Origin of the sequence: Methylobacterium brachythecii (assembly GCF_014196345.1) — a bacterium.
In the GTDB taxonomy this organism is placed as follows: Bacteria; Pseudomonadota; Alphaproteobacteria; order Rhizobiales; family Beijerinckiaceae; genus Methylobacterium; species Methylobacterium brachythecii.
The window spans coordinates 1-19725 of sequence record NZ_JACIDN010000007.1 but is presented as its reverse complement, the minus strand read 5'-3'; the positions used below and the strand labels follow the sequence as shown (position 1 = coordinate 19725).

Annotated in this window: 27 protein-coding genes; 25 read left to right on the top strand and 2 right to left on the bottom strand. The window is 65.1% G+C overall.

Annotated elements, in window-relative coordinates; genetic code table 11:
- Positions 1 to 203 precede the first annotated feature (203 nt).
- The 3 genes from GGR33_RS26015 to GGR33_RS18140 are packed head-to-tail and all read left to right on the top strand — an operon-like array spanning position 204 to position 1766.
- Positions 204 to 374: a hypothetical protein gene (locus tag GGR33_RS26015; RefSeq protein WP_246413255.1), complete on the top strand. Its 171-nt coding sequence runs from the start codon at positions 204 to 206 to the stop codon at positions 372 to 374.
- The gene (locus tag GGR33_RS18145; protein ID WP_183507819.1) at positions 374 to 808 is read left to right on the top strand and encodes a hypothetical protein; all 435 of its coding nucleotides are present in this window, start codon (positions 374 to 376) and stop codon (positions 806 to 808) included. Before GGR33_RS26015 ends, GGR33_RS18145 begins: the two co-directional genes overlap by 1 nt.
- Positions 809 to 821: 13 nt before the next feature.
- A complete protein-coding gene (locus tag GGR33_RS18140) occupies positions 822 to 1766 on the top strand; it encodes a phage tail tube protein (RefSeq protein WP_183507817.1) in 945 nt (314 codons plus the stop codon).
- On the opposite strand, the gene GGR33_RS18135 is transcribed toward GGR33_RS18140, so the two are convergent.
- Positions 1760 to 1972, bottom strand: coding sequence for a hypothetical protein (locus GGR33_RS18135; protein WP_183507815.1), 213 nt, complete (start codon positions 1970 to 1972; stop codon positions 1760 to 1762). The genes GGR33_RS18140 and GGR33_RS18135 overlap by 7 nt on opposite strands.
- A gap of 42 nt (positions 1973 to 2014) precedes the next feature.
- On the opposite strand from GGR33_RS18135, the gene GGR33_RS18130 reads away from it, so the two are divergent.
- The 22 genes from GGR33_RS18130 to GGR33_RS18025 all read left to right on the top strand — a co-directional run bounded on the left by GGR33_RS18130 (position 2015) and on the right by GGR33_RS18025 (position 19103).
- Positions 2015 to 2452: a hypothetical protein gene (locus GGR33_RS18130; protein WP_183507813.1), complete on the top strand. Its 438-nt coding sequence runs from the start codon at positions 2015 to 2017 to the stop codon at positions 2450 to 2452.
- Positions 2453 to 2514: 62 nt separating this feature from the next.
- A complete protein-coding gene (locus GGR33_RS25740) occupies positions 2515 to 2697 on the top strand; it encodes a DUF7697 family protein (protein ID WP_210302084.1) in 183 nt (60 codons plus the stop codon).
- A complete protein-coding gene (locus GGR33_RS18120; RefSeq protein ID WP_183507811.1) occupies positions 2697 to 5477 on the top strand; it encodes a phage tail length tape measure family protein in 2781 nt (926 codons plus the stop codon). Before GGR33_RS25740 ends, GGR33_RS18120 begins: the two co-directional genes overlap by 1 nt.
- Before the next feature lie 3 nt (positions 5478 to 5480).
- Positions 5481 to 5849, top strand: a complete 369-nt coding sequence (locus GGR33_RS18115; protein ID WP_183507809.1) for a hypothetical protein — start codon at positions 5481 to 5483, stop codon at positions 5847 to 5849.
- A gap of 3 nt (positions 5850 to 5852) precedes the next feature.
- On the top strand, positions 5853 to 6401 hold the full coding sequence (locus tag GGR33_RS18110) for a DUF1833 family protein (RefSeq protein WP_183507807.1): 549 nt from the start codon (positions 5853 to 5855) through the stop codon (positions 6399 to 6401).
- Positions 6398 to 6808 carry a glycoside hydrolase gene (locus tag GGR33_RS18105; RefSeq protein WP_183507805.1) on the top strand — a complete coding sequence of 137 codons (411 nt, stop codon included), beginning with the start codon at positions 6398 to 6400 and terminating at the stop codon, positions 6806 to 6808. Before GGR33_RS18110 ends, GGR33_RS18105 begins: the two co-directional genes overlap by 4 nt.
- A 368-nt stretch (positions 6809 to 7176) precedes the next feature.
- Positions 7177 to 10800, top strand: a complete 3624-nt coding sequence (locus tag GGR33_RS18100) for a host specificity factor TipJ family phage tail protein (protein ID WP_183507803.1) — start codon at positions 7177 to 7179, stop codon at positions 10798 to 10800.
- A complete protein-coding gene (locus GGR33_RS18095; RefSeq protein ID WP_183507801.1) occupies positions 10800 to 11240 on the top strand; it encodes a hypothetical protein in 441 nt (146 codons plus the stop codon). The genes GGR33_RS18100 and GGR33_RS18095 overlap by 1 nt, the downstream gene beginning before the upstream one ends.
- Entirely contained in the window at positions 11240 to 11656 is a 417-nt protein-coding gene (locus GGR33_RS18090; protein WP_183507799.1) for a hypothetical protein, read from the top strand. Before GGR33_RS18095 ends, GGR33_RS18090 begins: the two co-directional genes overlap by 1 nt.
- On the top strand, positions 11656 to 12105 hold the full coding sequence (locus tag GGR33_RS18085) for a hypothetical protein (protein WP_183507797.1): 450 nt from the start codon (positions 11656 to 11658) through the stop codon (positions 12103 to 12105). Before GGR33_RS18090 ends, GGR33_RS18085 begins: the two co-directional genes overlap by 1 nt.
- Before the next feature lie 2 nt (positions 12106 to 12107).
- Positions 12108 to 12845, top strand: coding sequence for a DUF4376 domain-containing protein (locus GGR33_RS18080; protein WP_183507796.1), 738 nt, complete (start codon positions 12108 to 12110; stop codon positions 12843 to 12845).
- A 9-nt stretch (positions 12846 to 12854) separates the two neighbouring features.
- Positions 12855 to 13049: a hypothetical protein gene (locus GGR33_RS18075; RefSeq protein ID WP_183507794.1), complete on the top strand. Its 195-nt coding sequence runs from the start codon at positions 12855 to 12857 to the stop codon at positions 13047 to 13049.
- A 54-nt stretch (positions 13050 to 13103) separates the two neighbouring features.
- Positions 13104 to 14528: a hypothetical protein gene (locus GGR33_RS18070; protein WP_183507792.1), complete on the top strand. Its 1425-nt coding sequence runs from the start codon at positions 13104 to 13106 to the stop codon at positions 14526 to 14528.
- A complete protein-coding gene (locus GGR33_RS18065) occupies positions 14525 to 15067 on the top strand; it encodes a hypothetical protein (protein ID WP_183507790.1) in 543 nt (180 codons plus the stop codon). Before GGR33_RS18070 ends, GGR33_RS18065 begins: the two co-directional genes overlap by 4 nt.
- Positions 15068 to 15367: 300 nt before the next feature.
- Entirely contained in the window at positions 15368 to 15571 is a 204-nt protein-coding gene (locus tag GGR33_RS18060) for a hypothetical protein (RefSeq protein WP_183507788.1), read from the top strand.
- A 1-nt stretch (position 15572) separates the two neighbouring features.
- Positions 15573 to 16403: an N-acetylmuramidase family protein gene (locus GGR33_RS18055; protein WP_183507786.1), complete on the top strand. Its 831-nt coding sequence runs from the start codon at positions 15573 to 15575 to the stop codon at positions 16401 to 16403.
- Complete coding sequence (locus GGR33_RS18050) at positions 16403 to 16990, top strand: hypothetical protein (protein WP_183507784.1); 588 nt, start codon at positions 16403 to 16405, stop codon at positions 16988 to 16990. The genes GGR33_RS18055 and GGR33_RS18050 overlap by 1 nt, the downstream gene beginning before the upstream one ends.
- Before the next feature lie 2 nt (positions 16991 to 16992).
- The gene (locus tag GGR33_RS18045) at positions 16993 to 17154 is read left to right on the top strand and encodes a hypothetical protein (RefSeq protein WP_183507782.1); all 162 of its coding nucleotides are present in this window, start codon (positions 16993 to 16995) and stop codon (positions 17152 to 17154) included.
- The gene (locus GGR33_RS18040; RefSeq protein WP_183507780.1) at positions 17154 to 17564 is read left to right on the top strand and encodes a hypothetical protein; all 411 of its coding nucleotides are present in this window, start codon (positions 17154 to 17156) and stop codon (positions 17562 to 17564) included. The genes GGR33_RS18045 and GGR33_RS18040 overlap by 1 nt, the downstream gene beginning before the upstream one ends.
- 9 nt (positions 17565 to 17573) lie before the next feature.
- Positions 17574 to 17798: a hypothetical protein gene (locus GGR33_RS18035; RefSeq protein ID WP_183507778.1), complete on the top strand. Its 225-nt coding sequence runs from the start codon at positions 17574 to 17576 to the stop codon at positions 17796 to 17798.
- On the top strand, positions 17798 to 18346 hold the full coding sequence (locus tag GGR33_RS18030) for a hypothetical protein (RefSeq protein WP_183507777.1): 549 nt from the start codon (positions 17798 to 17800) through the stop codon (positions 18344 to 18346). Before GGR33_RS18035 ends, GGR33_RS18030 begins: the two co-directional genes overlap by 1 nt.
- Before the next feature lie 379 nt (positions 18347 to 18725).
- Positions 18726 to 19103, top strand: a complete 378-nt coding sequence (locus GGR33_RS18025; protein ID WP_183507775.1) for an exopolysaccharide production protein YjbE — start codon at positions 18726 to 18728, stop codon at positions 19101 to 19103.
- Between the two features lie 191 nt (positions 19104 to 19294).
- Here the strand turns inward: GGR33_RS18025 and GGR33_RS18020 are convergent, their stop codons facing one another.
- Entirely contained in the window at positions 19295 to 19492 is a 198-nt protein-coding gene (locus tag GGR33_RS18020; RefSeq protein WP_183507773.1) for a hypothetical protein, read from the bottom strand.
- Between the last annotated feature and the right edge of the window lie 233 nt (positions 19493 to 19725).

Below are 19725 nucleotides of genomic sequence, written 5' to 3'. Positions count from 1 at the left end.
GAGCCGCAGGACTAGCGGGCGCCAAGGGAGATGCCGGCGCTAAGGGTGACACGGGTGCGACCGGTCCTGCCTTCGCTCAGTTCGCCACCACCGTAGCTTCGAAGGCCGACTGCACCTTCATCGTCACGCTACCATCGGGACGTTTCTCGGCATCGCCGATCGTCACCGCCACCGCATGGAGGTCGGGCGGCCGCGATTACGTCGTGACTGGATTGACGAAGAGCGCCACCGCAATCTCTGGGCAGGTTCGGGGTTCGCGCACGCTGCCTGCCGTCATCGGCCTCGTGACCGCCCTCGTCGGCTACGACACGTTCACCTGCACGGCGACCGACCTCACGCCTGTCGATGTCATCGCCACCGCGCCGGTGCCCTGATGGCGAGCAAGCGCGAGCAGGTCATCCAGGCGCTGGCCGCCCTCATCAAGGGCGCGCTGCCCCAGGCCGCCCACTACCGGAACGAGGTCAAGCAGCAGACCCTTCCCGACGGCGGCTTCGTGAATATCGACGACGGTGACCCCGGTGATCCCGAAGTCACCCTAAGCCCGGCGACCTACGTCTTCGATCATCAGATCCCCGTCGACGTCGCGGCGAACAAGACCAAGACGATCGCGGCCGAGACCGCGCTCGACACGATGCTCGGCAAAATCGGGGCCGCCATCGCGGCGGACCGGACCCTCGGCGGCCTCTGCGACTACGTGCAGGTCGGTGACGTCAGCACCGAGCCGCTCACCACCTCCGGCGCCGCTGTCTCGCGCGCCGCTCTCGTCACCATCGTGGCGACCTACGGCACCACCGACCCCCTGAACTGACAGGAGCACCACCATGGCCCGAGCACGCGGCGCGAACGCCATCATGGCGGCTGCCTTCGAAACTACCTACGGCACGCCGCCCAGCACCGGGTTTGCGAAGCTGCCCTTCGTGTCCTCGCAGCTCGGTGAGGAGCAGGGGCTGCTGGAATCGGACCTGCTCGGCTACGGCCGCGAGCCACTGCCGCCGACGAAGGATGTGGCGAACAACGATGGCGACGTCGTCGTGCCGATCGACCTGCGCAACTTCGGGACGTGGCTGAAGCTGTACTTCGGTGCGCCGACCAGCACAGCGGCGTCTGACGTCCACACTCACGAATTTCACTCCGGTGCGCAGCAACTGCCGTCGATGTCCGTCCAGATCGGCATGCCCGAGGTGCCCAGCTACGGGATGAACTTCGGCGTTCGGGGCAACACCATGCGCGTGGCCATGCAGCGCTCGGGGCTGCTGACGGCGACGTTGGGACTCATCGCCCAGGGCGAGACGAAGGCGGCGGTGCCCGGCGCGGCCGCATCGCCCTCTGAGGCCGTCATCGAGCGGTTCGCGCAGGCACAGGGCAGCGTCAGCCGGAACGGCATCGCGCTCGGCACCGTCGTCTCGTCCGAGTTCACCTATTCGAACCAGCTGGAGAAGGTGGAGGTGCTGCGCGCCGACGGCCGCATCGCCGACGCCGACGCCGGCATGGTGATGATGTCGGGGCAGATCGTAGTGCGCTTCGACAGCACGACGCTGCTCGACCAGGCCACCAACGGCACGCCGTGCGAGCTGGACTTCGGCTGGACCACCGACGCGAGCCGCTCGCTGATCATCAAGGGGCACTCGGTGTTCTTGCCGAAGGCCAAGACTCCCGTCACGGGGCCGAACGGGGTGCAGGCCACCTTCGCTTGGCAGGCAGCGAAGGATCCGACACTCGGCCGGACCGTGACCGCCATCCTGGTGAATGACGTCGAGGGCTACTGAGGCTTTCCGGTCTGCTTCTGAATGCATTTAGCATCCAAGTATGGAGCTGACCCGCCGCGCTCAGTTTGGGTGACGTACATCTCACCCCAACTCTTTTTACCCGCTTCGCAGGCTTCCTTGGTCGGGAACTCAATTGTTCCAGAGGACACGACGCCATGGGCGGCGACCGATAGCCAGACGAAAATCCACATGCTGGCATTCAGCACGGCATCGGCTCTCCAAGCAACATTTCACTCTCAAGGGTCACCATGTTGAAACTCGGCGCACTGCCGCGCGAACCCTATTGGATCGATCTGTCCTCGGTAGCCGAAGGGCTGCGCGTGAAGGTCCGGCCGATCGACCCTGTCGCGATGGCTCTGGCTCGCAGGGAGGCGGCCGAAGTGTTTTCGGAAGCCGAGGAAGGCGATCAGACGGCCAATACCCGCGCTGGCGTCGGGCTCGTTCGGGCTCTGGTTCGCAACGGCATCGTCGAATGGGAAGGCGTCGCTGACGAGAAAGATCAGCCGGCCCAGGTCACGCCCGACAACATTGACCGGCTGCTTGGCCTCTGCCCGATCTACGACCGCCTGGATCGTGACTATGCCACGCCCGCCTTCACGGTGGACACGGAAAAAAACGGATCATCGAGCTTGCCCGGTGGCACTACCGGGACCGAGGCCCCGACTACTGCGGAGCCTGCGGCGTAGCCTGCGCCGAATGTCCCTACACGGTTCATGCGCCACAGACGGCGGACGGCATCGCCGCCTGGATGGTCCTCGAACGGTGCGGGGGTCAGATCCGGGCGGTGCAAGGCTCGGTGTTCGGTGTCGACTTCGCCTCGATCCTGATGCTGGCCGAGAGCATGGGCGCGAAGACGCCTCTGCTCGCCGACGTGCTCCCAGCCGTAGAGAAGATCATCGTCGAGTCTTGGCAGACCGAAGGGGATAGCTGATGGCGACGAAGAGCTATGCCATTCGCCTGCAGGCCGAGGGCGGCGCCGAGATCAAGCAAGCCTTCGACCAGGCCGGCCGCGCCGGTCAGGACGCCTTCAGCGACGTTGGCGCAGCCGCTGATCGCGCGACGGCCGCGACGGAAAAGCTGACGGCCAAGACGAACGAGGCTGCCAACGCGGCGCGTCAGGCGCAGAGCTCGGCGAAGGGTGCGGCTGGCGCATCTGCCGCGCCCGCGATACCGGCCAGCATCCCGACGCCGAGCCCCGCAACGCAAAGGGAGATCGAAGCCCTCCGCCGCCGTCTGGACCAGGACTATCGGAACGGGCGCCAGCAGGCCAAGGACGCCGACATCATCGGGCGCAGTAACCTCAGCGACAGCGAGGCGGATCGGCTGCGCTACCTGTCGCAGCAGAAATACGGGGTCAACGACAACACCTCCCGCGGTCTGAGCACGAACGACAAGCTCTTCGTGAAGTATCAGGCCTTCGACGTAAGTTCGCAGTTGGTCGGCGGGGCTCCGCTCAGCACGATCGCCGTGCAGCAGGGGTCTCAGGTCCTGCAGAAGCTGGGCGACAGAGAAGGCGGTCTGACGCAGGGCCTGAAGCAGCTCGGCGTCTCGGCGACGGCCCTTGTCACACCCTTCACGGTGGCGACGACAGCCACGCTGGCGGCGGTCGCAGCCTTTGCATTTGCGGCGAAGAGTGCGTCCGACGATCGGCAGAAACTTGAGCAGGCGACGCTCGGGCTCGGCCGCGGAACCGGCGCGTCCGTCTCAGATCTCGATGCCCTCGCCAAGGGCAACGCCGAAGCCGGAAAGGTTTCGACCTCAACGGCGCGCGAGATCGTGGCCGCCTACGCGCAGACCGGTCAGATCGCCCTCCCGGTGATCGGCGATCTGACCCGGGAGACAGAGCGCTACGCTCGGATCACGGGCCAGGACACCGTGACCGCGACCCAGCAATTGGCGGCGTCGTTTTCGAACCTGACGACTGGCATCGACGACATTGCTTCGAAGATCGGCGGCCTCGACGACCGGACGAAGCAGCTCATCCTTACGCAGCTCGAGCAGGGCAATCGCTCGGCTGCGCAGCAGACGGCGGCCGAGTATCTGCGCTCGACCGTCGAGGCCAACACCGCTGCCACCACCGGTTGGGCGGCGGCGTGGCAGACGGCAACAACGGCTGCGAACAGCTACTGGGAAGCGGCCAAGCGCATCGCCGGCATCAAGCTCGGTATCGTCCCCGAAGGCGCGCAGGAGGCGGTCGATCGGCTTCAGAAGCTTGTCGATAACACCAACATCAACCGGAAGGTTAGCGGCTTGGAGCCGCTTAATCCCTACGATAACGAGACAGCGCGCCAGCTCGAAGCTGCAAAGGTCATTCTCGATACAGAGCGCCGCGAGACGGCAGGCCGTGCAGCCACCGAGGCGGCTAATCGGGCCTCCACCACGGCAGGTGACATCGCGCGCGCCGTCGATCCGAATTACAGCCGCCTGTCTCAGCTCAGAAAGCAGCAGTCCGACCTGAGCGACGCCCTTTCCAGCCCCGAGGCGCGCGGGAAGCTGGCTGACTTCGACCAGACCGAGAACGCCTACCTTGGCGTGACGCGGGCGATCGAGACCCTCACCGACGCCAACGGCAAGATTATCTCGTCCGAGGAGATGTCTCGGCGCCAGGACCAGCTGCGTATCGACTCTCTGAAGGCCAAGACCGACGCCGAGAAGGCGGACGTCGCCCAACGCCAGAAGGCTTTCGACCTCATCGGCAAGACGATCACCGGCAGCGATGCGCGTGGTCAGATCGAGCGCGCCGGTCAGATGGCCCGCCTCGAGGCGCAGTCGAAGGGCGGCGGCGGGGCCGACAAGGTCGACGAGTACGACCGGGCCCTGAAGCAGACCGACGACCGCATCCGGCGCCAGGGCGAGGAAGCGCAGACCTACGGCATGACGGCCGACGTGGTCGCCCGCTACCGGACCGAGCAAGAGCTGCTGACGGCCGCCAAGCGCGCGGATCGCGATATCACGCCGGACCTGACGGCCCAGATCAAAGACTATGCCGATCGAGCGGCCGATGCGGCGAAGCGCGTCGAGGATCTACGCGAGAGCAGCAAACGAACGGACGATCTTCGCGGCGTCGGGACCGACGGCGTCCGGACGCTGACGCGGGACCTCATCGACGGCGCCGGCAAGGCCAAGACGCTCCAGGACGTGCTCGGTGGCATCAAGAACAAGGCAGCCGATCTCGCTGCTACGTCGATCTCCGACATGATCTTCGGCAAGCGCGGCTCGTCCGACATGGGTCTGCTGAGCAAGCTGTTCAGCGGCGAAGGTGGCCTGTTCTCCGGGCTGAAGAGTCTCTTCGGCTTCGAGAGCGGCGGCTATACGGGGCCCGGCGCCAAGTACGATGTCGCCGGCATCGTGCACAAAGACGAGTACGTCTTCGACAAGGCGGCAACGAACCGGATCGGCGTCCCCGTTCTCGAAGCGATGCGCCGGGGCGTTCGCGGCTATGCCGGCGGCGGCTACGTCACCGGCGGCAGCTACGTGATGCCGCGCGCCGCCACGATGCAGGCCGCAAACAGCAACGGCGGAGCCCCCGTCATTAATTTTATCCCACCGCCGGGCGTCCCTCTCGCGGCAGACGGGCCGCCGCGCCGCAACGCCAGCGGCGGCTACGACCAGGCGCTTCGCACCGTCGGCGACGGCCTCGCGAACCAGGGCCGCGGCGGCCGGGGCGCGTTCCGCGAGCAGTTCAACACGCCAGCGACGCGGATCGGCTGATCCATGCCAACTTGGCCCGCAAGCCTCCCGGACCTGACCGGGCTTGCCCAGAGCATGGGCACCGGCGAGCTCCATCCGGAGACCAAAGACACCGAGATGGACGATGGCCCGGATATCCCGCGTCGTCGCAAGCTCTACGTCGAAACGCCGCTGACGATGCAGGTTCGGCTGACGCCTGAGCAGTTCGTCGTCTTCAAGAACTTCCACCGCGACGACCTCAACACCGGCACGCGCTGGTTCACGGGTCCGGTGCTGCTGCCCGATATGTCGATCGGCACGCGTACCTGTCGGATCAAGGGCAAGGTCGGCCTCGCCGGCAACGTCCGCACGAGGTGGATCGTCTCGTTCACGCTCCTCGTGAAGGACTGGTAGAGCGTGACCCTCAAGGCAGCGTTGGAAGAGAGTTACGCCTCGGGGGACGACGAGGGCGTCGAGGTGGTCGGTCTGGCCATCGACCACCCGTCCTTCCCGGCGCCCGTCTACATGGTGCGCGATGTCGCGAACAATTTTGGCAATCCGGGCGACACCATCGGCCTTCCGATTGCCGAGGGCGGCCCGAAGCTTCCGCACCTGCTCCTGGCCTTCACAGTGATCCGGCCGGGCGCCGATCGCGACGGGCCGACGGACGGCAAGCTGCAGATCGACGGCGCGTCAGACGAGATCAACGCTTTGCTCGAGGGCACCATCGGATACGACGAGGAGATCCGGGTGAGCCTTCGGTTCTACCGTGTACTGCCGGGACAGCTCGACGCGGTCACCGGACCTGACGACGACGGCTTGAACGGCCTGCTGATGACCGAGGTCGCGATCGACGCGACGCAGGCCTCTGGGACGATCGCTTGGCCGGATGGCCGAAACCAGAACGTGCCGACCGGTGACAACGCCTTTTTCGACCGGGACAACTATCCGGCGCTGTTCTCGTGACGGATCGGGACGCGTTCCTGCGGCGATGGCAGGGAACGCCCTACGACCGACTGGGGCGGCACTGCTGGTGGCTAGCCTCGCTGACGCAGGCCGAGCTGTTCGGAAGGCTTCTGCCGGCGGCCGACCCAACGCTGATCGCGGATATCCGGGACCGAGCTCGGATGCTCGCGGGACACCCGGTTCGGCAGGAGTGGATTTCAGTGCCGCAGCCGGTCGACGGCGCTGTCGTTTTGATGGGCAAGACGTCCGGCGCCGAAACCCATGTCGGTACCTTCCTCGCCATAGGAGCGGGAATGATCTGGCACACGGATGAGGGGCACGGCGTGGTGTTGGACCCGCCGCTCGAACTCGCTGCCGCGCGCCGGTGGCGGTTGAATTACATCGTTCCGTCTAAGCTAACCACTTGAAGTCTGCTGTGTGAGGCATTGAAGCAATCCGAGGCAGTTCTGTCGTCGATTGAAGATGATCGGCAATCTGTCCGAGGAGATCGCCTGATTTCGGAAGACCGGATTGGCGATGGCCAACAGCTGCCTGCCTGAGATCATCTATCAGGCCCTCGGTATCGAGCGAACCTTTCCGATCAAGAGCTTTCACGAGCATTCCGATAGTCGCCAACATGGCTGTGTGAGCAGAATTCGTGTCGAGGTCTGGATGTCCCACGCTTCACTCCTATGCTCCAGTGTTTCTCATGCTGCTACTGCAAAACCATCCCGACAAGTCTGCTCAGCGCCACATCTCCTGAATCGCGGTCTAATATTATGAGCTACCTCGGCTGATGACTTTAGTCCTCACCACGAACGTCGTCGGGCAGACCCGCGGCGAGCCCGTGACGCTGCCGAACAGGCGGCGCCGGCTCTCCACGATCGTCGCCCGGCATCGCCCGGCGCGGCATCGCGACTTCGTCGTGTCGGTCCACCGCCGCGGCGTCGTGGATCAGCGTCCGTTCGTGCCGAGCGATGCCACCGCCAAGATCAAGGCGCAGTGGTCGAAGACGCTGATCGGCCCCAACGACGTCGTGGTGTTCACGGTGGTGCCAGGCCGGGGCGGCTTCGCCTCCATCGGGCTCGCCATCGCGTCTATCGCCCTCATCGCGCTCGCGCCGGTCGTGGCGCCTCTGATCTCCGGCTCTCTGCTGTTCGGTGGGGGTGCGGCAACGGGCGTGCTTACGACCGCGATCCAGGCCGGCATGGTCGTGGGCGGGATCGGCCTCGCCTACGCGGCGCAGCAGGCCTCGGCAGCCAAGGACAAGACGCAGACGCTCTATAGCGTGTCGGGCGGTGGCAACGTGCCGAAGCCGGGCGGCCGCAAGCCTCTGCAGTACGGTGAATGCTGGTCGGTTCCGCCGCTCTCTCAGCGCGACTATTTCCGCTACGACGGCGTCACGATGGTGCTCACGAAGCGCCTTACGCTCGGCATCGGCAAATACGAGGTCCACCAGATCAAAGTCGGCGACGCCGTCTTCTGGGATGCGTCACAGGGCGGCCTCATCGCCCCCTTCAACCAGCCGGTGACCGGGACCGATCCGGCCGCGCAGACGGCGATCGAATTCCTGTACGAGCAGCCCTCGACGATCGCGCCTGGCGACGCCATCGCATCGGGAGACGTCGCCGGCCAGGAAGTCCCGCGCGTCGGCGGCAATCCGAACGTCTCACCCTGGTTCCGCGCTCAGCCGCAGGGCGTCGTGTCGGACTCGGTCCTGCTCTCCTGGACCATCCCGGCCGTCTACCTGATCGGCGTGAACAGCGGCGAGCGGCGCAAGGCCTCGGCCGAGGCCGTCTGGATGGCGCGCCGGATCGACCCGGATACCGGTGCGGTCATCGGACAGCCCTTCGAACTGCTGCGGGACGCCTACAACAACGTGCTCGTCACGACGGCAAGCCGCTTCTCGAAGATCATCCGCTGGCCGGCCGAGGGCGCCTACGAGGTCAACGCGCAGAACATCTACCCCGACCCCAAGGAGTTCGGTCAGAACAGCTTCACCTGGGACGAGATGACGGCCTTCAAGGACGACGTCCGCGTCAGGCCGCAGACCTCCGAGATCGTGATGCGGGTGCGCGCCGGCCCTGGTCTGACGGTGACCGCCTTTTCCGACGTCTCGGTGCTCGCGACGCGCATCGTGCCGGTCTTCGAGAACGGCGCCTGGGTCGATCGCGCTACGCGTAAGGCCGTCTGGTCCTACGCCGACCTGGTCCGGGCCAATTACGGCCTCGCGCTCGACGCTGGTGCAGACGTCGACAAGGCTGCCTACTATGCCGGACTACTGACCGAGGCCGACACCTTCGATGGTGTGCTGCCGGAGGTCTCGGGCTTCTGGGAAGCGGCATCGCTAATCCTGCATCCGATGCGGGCGGATCCAATCAAGGTCGGCTCGGTCCACTCGTTCGTGCGGGACGAGCCGCAGGCGCAGCCACGTCGCATCATCAGCCGCCGCCAGACCATCCGGGATTCCGGGACCGCAACTTTCAAGACGAAGGTCGAGGGCGGCGACGTCATCGTCGAGTACGAGCGCGAGGGCGATCCGAAGAAGCCCGACGAGGTGCGCTACTCCTACGGGCCGCCGACCCGCACGCCGAAGCGCTACAAGGTGCCCGGCATCACCGAGGCCGTGCATGCCCTGAAGCACGCGAAGTGGCTCGCCGCCTGCGCGGTGTTCCGCGGCGCCGAGCGTTCGGTGACGACGAGCTGGGACGGCCGTTTGATCTATCCCGGCGACCACATCCTCAGCGACATGTGGTTCCTGAAGCAGACCACGGCCTACGGGGTCGCCAGCTTCAGCGGCAACGTCCTCACGCTCGACTACGATGCCAGCGTCTCGACGGACTGGGTCTATGGATCGATCCGGACTCGGGTCGGCAAGGACTGGGGCATCATCCGGGTGCGCGGCCAGGGCGTTCGAAGTCTGGAGCTCCACGCGTCCGATGTCAGCACGCTCACGGCCTCGTCGGGCCTAGCTCTCGCCGACGTCTTGGCCCGCGAGAGCCAAGCGCCCACCACGGTCGTCGTTGGCGGCCTCACCGAGATGCAGCAGACCTGGGTCGCGCGCTCTGCGGTCCCGGCCGACGAGGATCACGTCCAGATCGAGATGGTGCGGGACGACCCTCGCGTCTGGCAGATCGTGGGCGAGACGCCGATCATCCCGGTGCCAATCGGCCTCAACCCGCTCGACGAACCGCTCATCCCCGAGGTCGACGTGCTGCACGCGCGCTGCGACCGAATCGAGACCGGGATCGAAGTCGTCTGGGGTGTGTCGGCGACGCGCGGAGCCCGGAACTACGAGGCAGACCTCTCCTACGACGGTGGCGCGACCTGGGACGTGCTGAGCGCCTTCGGCCCCGCCTCGAGCGGTCGAGCCATGATGCAGCAGACCGACGGGCCGGTGACGGTGCGGGCCCGCGCCTTCGGCCGGACCGGTCTGCACGGCGGCTACGCGCAGACGACCTTCCTGACCGTCGCGCCGGTCGTGGATGGCTCCTTCCTGGCAAACCTGTCGGTCGATATCGCGGCGCTGACTGCCGAGGCCCAGAAGCAGATCGCCGACGTTTCGGCGCTCGGTAGCGGCCTTCTCGCGCTCGATACGGTCTCCGGCAACGTCGCCATCGACACGGCCCATGACACCATCCGCGGAGCCATCCAGCAACTCGCGACGATGCTAGACCAGCTCGCCGACGTCGCCAGTGATCGGGCGGTGAACGACTTTCTGCAGCGGCAGGAGATCCTTGTCGGGACGAAGGCGAGCAACGCCGCGATCTCTCGCGAGGTGAAGGCGCGATCTGACGCGGTTTCGGCGATTGCCAGCATCGTGGACGCTATCGCCGCCCGACTGACCACGGCGGAAGGGCAGGTTTCTGGCGCTGCGCAAGCGGTTCAGAGTTTGCAGGCTTCTGTCTCGACGCAGGGCGGCCAGATCGACGCTATCTCGCAGCAGCTTGTATCGCTCAGCAGTACAGTCTCGACGCAGGGTGGCTTGATCACCGGCAACGCGACAGCGATCAGCACGCTCACCACGCGGGCCAACACGGTCGACGGCCAGATCTCGGTGACGGCGACATCGCTCCAGGCCCTCAGCACGACAGTGAACGGTCAGACCGCAACCCTCACGACCTACGGCTCGTCGATCGACGGCCTCAAAGTTCAGTACGGCGTCACCGGCTCGATCAACGGCGTCACGGGCGGGTTCGTCATGACGGGCGTTCGCCGCAACGATGGCGCGGTCGCCTACACTCTGGAGGTCGACGGAAGCCTGATCGTCACGGGATCGGTGACGGCCGCGAAGATGAGCGTGCTCACCGTGTCCTCGCTCACGGCAAACCTCGGCGCTATCACCGCCGGCAGCATGCAGTCGCCAGACGGCAAGTGGGTGATCAATCTCAGCGGCAAAGCCGAATATTTCTACGACTGATGACTTGTCGCAGACTGCGCGGGCAGCATCCATCGACCGGAGAAGTCGGCCTGTGGCTTTCAAAGCCGGGATACGACTGCATCAACGACGACCGCACCGACCGGACCAAGTTCTTCCTCTCGACGAGCTTCACTGATCGCAAGCCGTTCCGCATCATCGCCGCCGGCATCGCCAGCACCAACACGCCGATCTATCTGCCGTCTTCGCTCGCCGGCCTCGGCGGGGATCCGCTCCTCGACTTCCGGCCAATGGCAGATGCCAACACCGAGCGACGCAACAACTATTACGGAACGGAGAACGACGGACAGGGCAACAGCTACAGCGGTAGCGAATTCTATTCTCGGCTGCTCGACGGCAATCCGGCGTATTTCGTGGTTGCGATCACCGGCTTCAGTGCCAGCACCGGCATCCTCGTCCGCTATCTCGTGGCGCTCTACTGATGGTGCTGCGTATGCTCCGCCAGCCCGGCGTCATCAAGATCTCGAAGCCGGGGATCGACGTCTCTACGGCAGCCGAGAAGGATCTGCTGATCGCGCTCGGCGCACGTAATTGCCAGGTGATCCAGCGCGGCTTCATCGCAGCGCCGGCCCCGACGCCCTCCGGCAACGATGGCATCTTCAACTTCACGATCGCGTTCCCGGCGCAGTCGACTAAGCCTGATCTGCGGGTAGAGCCGATCAGGCAGGCCTCGCCGAACCAAAGAAGCGAGAACCACGCATTCACCAACGACAACACGACGATCTCCGTCGTGTTCGGCACGTCGTCGATCGCCGTGCAGCTCCGAAACAGCATCAACCAGTTCACCGGGCTCCAGGGGATCTCCTACGTGCTCCTGCGTAAGCGGACCGATAGCTGATGCTGGTCGACTGGAATGGTCCGGATCTGCTGCGGGTCCAGCGAAGCACTTCGAGCCGCATCGCCGATCCGCTCGACCCTGACGTCATCGTGTCGGGGGCTTTCGATGATGGACAGGCGCTGTTCTTTCAGCAGGCCGTCAGTGCGCCGGGCGTCTCGCAGGTCGCTTACACGATCGGCTTTGGCAGGACGCTTGCTGCGCCACCTGTCGTGATTGGCGGCCTAAAGCTGTCTCAGGCGCTCGTCCAGAGAGACACCGCTAATTCTAAGAACGTTCAATACTTCGATCCAGGTGAGATCGTTGCGCCGTGCATCTTCAAATACAACAAAGGCGGCGGCGCTGGCACAATTATCAATTGGAATTTCAGCTTCTACGTCTACGCCGATCGCATCGAGCTGACCGTGGGAGGCTTTGTCGGCACTGCCGAGTTCCTCGTCTTGGACGTCTGAGCATGTTCTCTCTGTTCGATCCCGTCTTCCGCAACCTGATCAGCGCTTACGCGACCTCGGATCGCGAGGCGGAACGCGCACGGCTGCGAGCCGAGGGCGCCGACTTCATCGAATACGAGGGCGCCCTCCCGGCCGACTTCGACATGCTGGCCGTGACCGAGAATGAGGACGGCCTGTCCTTCGTAGTGCGGGAGCCGTTGCCGGACGCCTGTCGCTTGGCCGACACAGAGTTCGATCGCCCCGCCGTGGTGCCGGAGATCCCGGAGCTTCCAGCCGGTGCTGTCGTGATCCCGGCGGTCGGTGCGGCACTGCCGTCTGGTCTGACGACGATCGTGGTGCGCGCGCCTTACCACCTCGACCACCACTTCCGCGCTTACGTGGAGACCGACGACGACAGGCGGGCCGGTCTGATCGCGCATGCCGCAGCGCGCCGTGACGCGCTCATCGAGGGCGGCGTCATGTTCCGAGGCCATCGCATCGCGAGCGACAATCACTGCGCCATGAAGGTGCTGCGCGCCATGGAGGCCGCCCGGCGCGATCCGGCTTGGTCGACGGTCTGGGAATGCGCCGACGGCTCTGCACTGCCTCTGGCCGGCGAAGACATCGGCGAGCTGCACGATGCGATCGAGGCGAACCACGACGACGCCTTCGCCCGGTACACGCGCACCAAGGCCAGCATCGTCGCCGGCACGATCACCACCACCGACGAAGCCGACGCCGCGATGGCGGCCGGCGCATAGGAGAGCGGCATGGCAGACGAGACAAAGCAGACCGTCATTACCGAGATCCAGGACGCCAACGGCAACCGCGTTCGCATCCGCGTCGGCGACGTCGAGGTGCCCGTGCTTCACGGCGGCCCTGTGCCCGGCAAGATGTGCACGAACTACACGCTGACGATCGAGAACGTGCGCGTCGAATACGAGCGCGACGCCCCGGCGGCCTAACGCCTCGGCCGCCCTCACCGCGCGATCCCCGCAACCCAGGCGGAACACCCTGACATGGCCGATCCGAACAACTCCGTCGCCGTGACGGCGGGGTCTCCCGTCGTGACCGGAACGCTGACGAGCTTCGTCGCGGCCGAATACGACATCTTCATCTTGGACGGCGTCGTTGGCGTGGTGGATTCCCGCCAATCTCCGACGCAGATCACGCTGAAGAATCCGTGGGCAGGGCCGAGCCAGTCGGCGCAGCTCGATTGGGTGATCGTCAACACCGGACCGTATTGGTCGGCATCCAAGACCACAAATGCGCAGTTGAACGAGTTGCTGCGCAAATGGGAGGCCGGTCCCTTCAAATGGGATGCTACGGGCACGTTGGCAGGGCGCGCCGCCTACAACAATCAGGATGCCGGTTTCTCTTATCTGGCAGCCGACATCACGCCGTTCTTGTTCTTCATCAAGCTGGCGAATACGAACTCGGCTTCGGATTGGTCGGCGGGCCAGGTCATCGAGGGGCGTTTGCTCGATTCGACGCTGGCGGACGTCAAGGCCACCATGTCGGAGGCGCTGGACAGCACCAACGATTACAAGCTCTTGTCTCCGAAGGGGGGCAACGCGCTCGTTGCCGCTGCCATCGCCGCCCTTGTCGGGTCGGCGCCTGCGACGCTCGACACTCTCTATGAAATCGCGGCGCAGCTCCAAGCCGATGAAAGCGCAGCCGCCGCGCTGACTGTCGCCGTCGGCAATCGACTTCGCTTCGACGCGGATCAATCGGTCAGCAATACTCAGCTTGGACGTCTGCTCAACAACTCTCGGTTTGCGGAAATCTTCCCGCGCATCGATATCGCAACGCAGGGATTATCCGCCGCGCAGATCTCGAACGCGTTGACCAATCTCGGCGTATCGACCTTCATCAAGACGCTGCTCGACGACGCAAGTCAGGCAACCGCGCTGCAGACCCTCGGTGCACAGCCTGTCGATGCGGACCTGACGGCGATTGCCGCCTTAGCGACGACGGCCTTCGGGCGCTCACTTTTGACGCTCGTCGATGCGACCGGCGCTCGCAGCTACTTCGGCGGGTTGAGCCCGACCACGGGATTTGCCGCCGAGGGTTCGGCGAACGACTTTACGGCCAACAACGCCTGGACGAACCCTCTCGCAGTCGATTTCGCCGCAACAGGGACGAAGGTGCTTGGCTACGCGGCGGTCGACTTCACGAACTCGTCCGCGTCGGCCACCGACGTTCAGGCCCGTCTCGTGGTCGCCAATATCACAGCGGGCGGCGCAACGGTTGCGATCGGGCGTCCGCAGATCATCACCCTTCCGCCAACCGTCTACACCGGCTCGGGCAATCTCAACCCGATGATCCAGGTGAACGGCCTCACACCCGGATCGACCTACCGGATGCAGCTCCAATTGCTGCGCGTTCAGGCCAACGGTCCCATCGCCCAGCCCAATTTGCAGGTCGGAGGCATCAACCTATGAGCTTGGACGATACCTCTGTGGCCGATGCTCTGGCCGGCGAGCTTCCGGCGCTCGAGCATCTTCAGCTTCGGCTCGAAGACGGGATCGTCACAGGCCGATTCCGCTCGAACGTCGAACAGCCGGACTGCCTCTCCGTCGAGCCCGAGATTTATGAGGCCGTCGCGGATCGCATGGGCCGTTGCAAATATGAGGGGGGTGAGCTGTCGGACTATGAGCCTCCGCCTCCGCCGCCGCCACCGCTCCCCGCCATCACGGACCGCCAGTTCGGTGAAGGCCTGTGGCGCGAGAAGCTGATCTCCTTCGACGAGTATCTGGCCTTCGTCGGCCCCGGCACGGTCCCGCCGCCGCTGCTCGCCATCATCAACACGCTGCCGGACGACGACACGGGCAACCCGACGCCCCGCAAGGTCGCTCTTGGCCTCGTGACCGGCGCTCAGACCTATGCCTTCGACAACTCCCTGGTCGACGTGGTCCGGCAGGCCCAGGGCTGGACAGAGGATTACCTGCGCGAGCGCTGGGCTGAGTGGGCGCAGCTCTGAGCGGGCCGAGCGGCCTTTGGGGGCAGGATAACCGCTCGACCCGCCGTCACCCGCGCCGTGTTGAGACGACCGGCGGACGACGCAGCCTCGTAGCGCTCTCGTGTTTCTGGATTTGATCTGATCCTGGCCGGCAGAGTGAGGCCGAGCGCTCAAGCGGGCCGGGTAGCAAACTCTCCAGAAGACCACCCGACCCGCCGTCGCCTGGAGCAGCGGGCGGCCATCCGGGCAACTCGCCGATCGTACTGAGCCGCCGTCCGTGCCGGTAGGCGCTTACTCCCTAAGAACCTTGGAGATCTGATCATGACCCGCTTTCTCGCGGCGCTGGCGCTCGCCTGTGCCTGCTCTCCAGCCGTGGCCGAAGGGGCATCCGAGCCGATCACGGGAGGGGATATCTACTCGCTGCTGGGATGGTTCGGGATCGCCGGTCTGGTTCTCGGTGCCGTCGCGGTCGTCCTTCTGATCGCCTTCGCGGCGATCGGCGGCTTCAACGACTGGAGCCGGTGAGATGGCCGCCTCGATCGGCACTATTGCGAGTCTGCGCGCCGTCGGCTTCGTCGGTGCCGCGATCAAGATGCAGGACGCGGATCTCCCGGCGGCCGGCCATCTGGTCGGCGTCGGCGAAGACGAGATGCACGCTATCATCGACGTGGAGTCGGGCGGCTCGGGCTTCGACAGGCTCCGCCGGCCGAAGATGCTGTTCGAGCCGCATGTCTTCCACCGCAACCTGTCGGGCGACAAGCGCACGCGAGCCGTTTCGCTCGGGCTCGCCTACGAGAAATGGAAGCCCGGGAACTACCCATCCGACAGCTACCCGCGCCTGGCGCAGGCTTTGGCGATCGACGAGCGGGCAGCCTGCCTCTCGGCTTCATGGGGCCTGACCCAGATCCTCGGCGAGAACTATGACCGGAGCGGCTTCGCCAGCCCGCAGGACTTGGTTGTGGCCATGTGCGCCTCCGAGGGCGCGCAGCTCACCGCGACCGTGATGCTGATCAAGGCGATGGGGCTCGCCGGCAAGCTGAAGGCGCATGATTGGGCTGGTGTGGCGCGCGGCTGGAATGGTGCCGGCTACAAGGCCAACGCCTACGACGACAAGCTGGCGGCTCGGTTCGCGCACTGGAATGCGATCCCCGACACACCGTGGTCGCCAGGGCAGGTCGTCACGCAGCCGATCCCGGCCGCGCCACTGCCGCCCGCGCCCGCGCCGGTGGCCGCAAATACGAGCGCGGCAGTTGCGATCGACAAGATCAACCCGAAGCCGCTGCCGACGCCGACCGTCCGGACTGGCGGCTTCTGGTCCGCTCTCAAAACCCTGTTCTCGAAGAAGGATGCCGCGTGATGGACGGATGGCAGCAGATTGCCGGGCAACTGGCGCAGATCGGTCTCCCGGCGCTCGGAGGGCTATTCGGCGGTCCCCTGGGAGGCACCATCGGCGGACTGGTCGGAAAGGGCGTCGCAGCCGCGCTCGGCGTCGAGGCCACGCCTCAGGACGTTTCTCAAGCCATCCAGGCCGATCCGTCGGCGGCTTCCGTGAAGCTCGCGCAGATCGAGGCAGAGACCAAGGCTCGCGAGGGCGATCTCCAGGATCTCGCCAGCGCGCGCAACCAGACCATCCAGCTTGCCCAGGCAGGCTCGGGTATCGCCTGGGGCGCGCCGGTCGTCTCCATCGTGATCGGCCTCGGCTTCTTCCTCGTTATGTTCATGCTGTTCTTTGTGCGGGCGGAGATGCCGTCGAGCGTCTTCCAATTGCTCAGCATTCTTTTTGGCGTGCTTGCGACCCTGTTCACGCAGGTCGGCAACTACTGGCTCGGATCGAGCGAAGGCTCGCGTCGAAACGGGGATGCGATCCGTGGGCTGGCGCAGCAGGCAGTGACGCCGTCCCCCGCGCAGATCGCGTCGCAGGTGGTCAACGCGGTGCGCCGCTGATCATGCACGGCACCTGGATCGACCTCGTGGCCGTCCTCTCGTTCGTCTGCACGGCCTTCGGCGGTCTCGCCCTGGTCAGCGGCGATCGTGAGGGCGGCAAGGGGCTCGTCGTGTTCGGCATGATCGGGACTGTGCTCGTCCTGGCGATCAAGACGCTGAGCTGATGGAAGCCGCTCTGAAGACGCTCGCCGATCAGGGCGTGGCCGGCGCCCTGCTGGTCCTGTTCCTCGGCGCGATCGTTTACCTCAACAAAAAGCGCGAGGAATCGTCCGATGCTCGCCTCAAGGACACGAAGGAACAGCTGGTCGTCACCGCGGAGACGAACCATACGCTGGCGACGCTGAAGGACGCTGTCTCGGGTGTCGCCTCTAGCATCACGACGATCTCGTTGAACATGTCGGCCATGCACGCGGACAATCGCTCGGCACTCGATCGCATGAACAGCCGCGACGAGCGGATCGAGCGCATGATCGAGGAGATCGGCAAGTCGTCCAGTGCGACCCGAGCCACGGTCGAGAGCATCACAAAAGACTTGGACCGGCTGCTCGATCAGCCGGCCGTGCCGGGGCGCTGAGGCATGGGAATGCTCAAGGCCATGTGGATTCGGCTTCTCGGGCGCGAGCCCAGCATCGCGACCCAGCAGCAGCGCGCGAGCGAGGCGCTCGCGGTCGAGCGCGAGACGACCCGTCGTCTGATCTCCGAGATCGAGGACGAGGCACAGGGACTCTACGGGGCCGAGGCACGGATGCGGCACGCCTTCGCCGGCCTCCAGGTTAACACCGGTCGAGCAAGACGGGGACAGCATTGATGCGGGGCGCGTTCGAGTTCAAGGCGCTGTGGTCGCTGGTCGGCCTCGTCGTCGCCGCCTTCCTTCTGACCAAGCTCGTTCCCTACCACCCACGTGGGACGGCGCTGCGCAGCATCTTCTTCGTCATCAGCGGATGGGGCCTGTTCGCCTATTGGCGTCCGTTCCGCGTGGCCATCCTCACGCGCGGCTGGCCCGACGGCTCGGGCCTCTACGCGATCATGGTGTGGATGGTCTGCGCCTCCTACAACCTGAACATCGCCATCGCGACGTTTTGGCGGCTGGCCGGGCAGCCGGCCTTCCTCATCAACAATGCGCTGTTCGACTTCTGGATCGTGCTCGGCATCGCGGCCATGACCATCGCGGTGACAGTGCCGGACCTGTTCGGAAAGGACGTGCCGCCGCGCGATAAGATCCAGCTCGGCTCGGCCTGGACCATCATGTTCGCACTGGTGCTGTACCTAACCGTCGTGCATCCGGATCTAGGACCGCTGGCAGATTGGATCCGGCCCTACATCGACTCGGGCCACGCCTATCGCGATCCGGACTGAAACCTTCCTGTCGCTGCCGCCGTAACGTCGTCTCGGGCGGTTGCCCCTCATCGCCGCTCGGCTTCAGGGCCTGCCCTCGTCAGCTGACACGGGCGGGCTTTGCTGTTTCTGAACACTGGGGGGCGCCCCCCGGTTGCACGAACTCGGGTGTTTGCAGTGCTGCTCCGCCCGGCCTCAGAGCCCGCCGGTGTTCCTCCAGTTCGTAGCGGGCTTTGTTGTGTCTGGCCTGTCGCTTGCTGTCATCTTACTCGCTCCCAAGCACCTTCAGCCCGCCTGGCGAAAGCTAGTGCGGGCTTCTTTCCATCAGGAGACCGGTTTGCCGGGAACTCCGGTGCGCACTGCCTGATTGCCCCGGTTCAAAACAAATCGGAGGAAACACATGAAATTGGCAATTGGCTCTGGCGCTCTCGCGATCCTGCTTTCGGCCACGATGGCGATGGCAGCCCCCTGCAATACCGGTTCGGCCAAAGGCAAAACCCCTGAGCAGTCCGCTTCCAATGACAAGAGCTCGGCCGTCGACCAATCCAGCAAGAATACCGCCGGCGGCGCTCAGCCGGCATCCCCTGGAACTGTGGGCGCAATGAACAATGCGGGCGCCAACCAGGGCGTTGGCCAGCAGGCCCAGACCGATAAGAACAAGGAAGATCCGGCGTCGAAAAATACGGCTGGCGGCAATCAGCCCGCGTCTCCCGGCACTGTCGGAGCAATGAACAACGCTGGTGCCAATCAGAGTGTCGGCAAAGACGACGACTGCTGATTGGTTCGACAGGCATTTCTAAAATCGACCCGCCCGGTTCGCCGAGCGGGTTTTTTCATGGCGATAAATTTTCACTAATCCGCGCATTGAACGGAGCGACGCGCTCGCTGTTGTCGAGCATGTCCCAATCTCCCGGCGATCTGCATCGGCAATGGCAGCAGCTGAGTTAGCTGCTGAAGCTCAACATCGCCTTAGAGGAGGTGTGCCTCGCAGAACTCGAAAGAGCGGTTGCCCGGAACAATCCCATAGCGACGAGCAAACGGCGACATGAACTCTGTGACCGCATCCGCCATCACCGGGTTGGGATCATCAAGACCCGCGCATTGATGGGCGGCGTTGGCATCGCCATCTAAATCGGTTTGCGATCTTTGAGGCTCAGGCGCGCTCATAACCGTATCAGCCTACCTTGCGACTTGCATGGCGTTAATCCGACCGTCGTGGGCTTGCTCGTGCTCTTGATGACGCATTCCAGCCGCATCGCCGTGGGATCGTTGCCTTCTCCCAGCGATCGCGGTCGCTCACTTAGCCCGCCCGGTTCGCCGCGGCGGTCTTTTTGCATCCAGCCTCAGTGATCCGTGCCCGGCCTGTTCTGACGGGGCGCCTCACCATGCTGCTTCGTGAA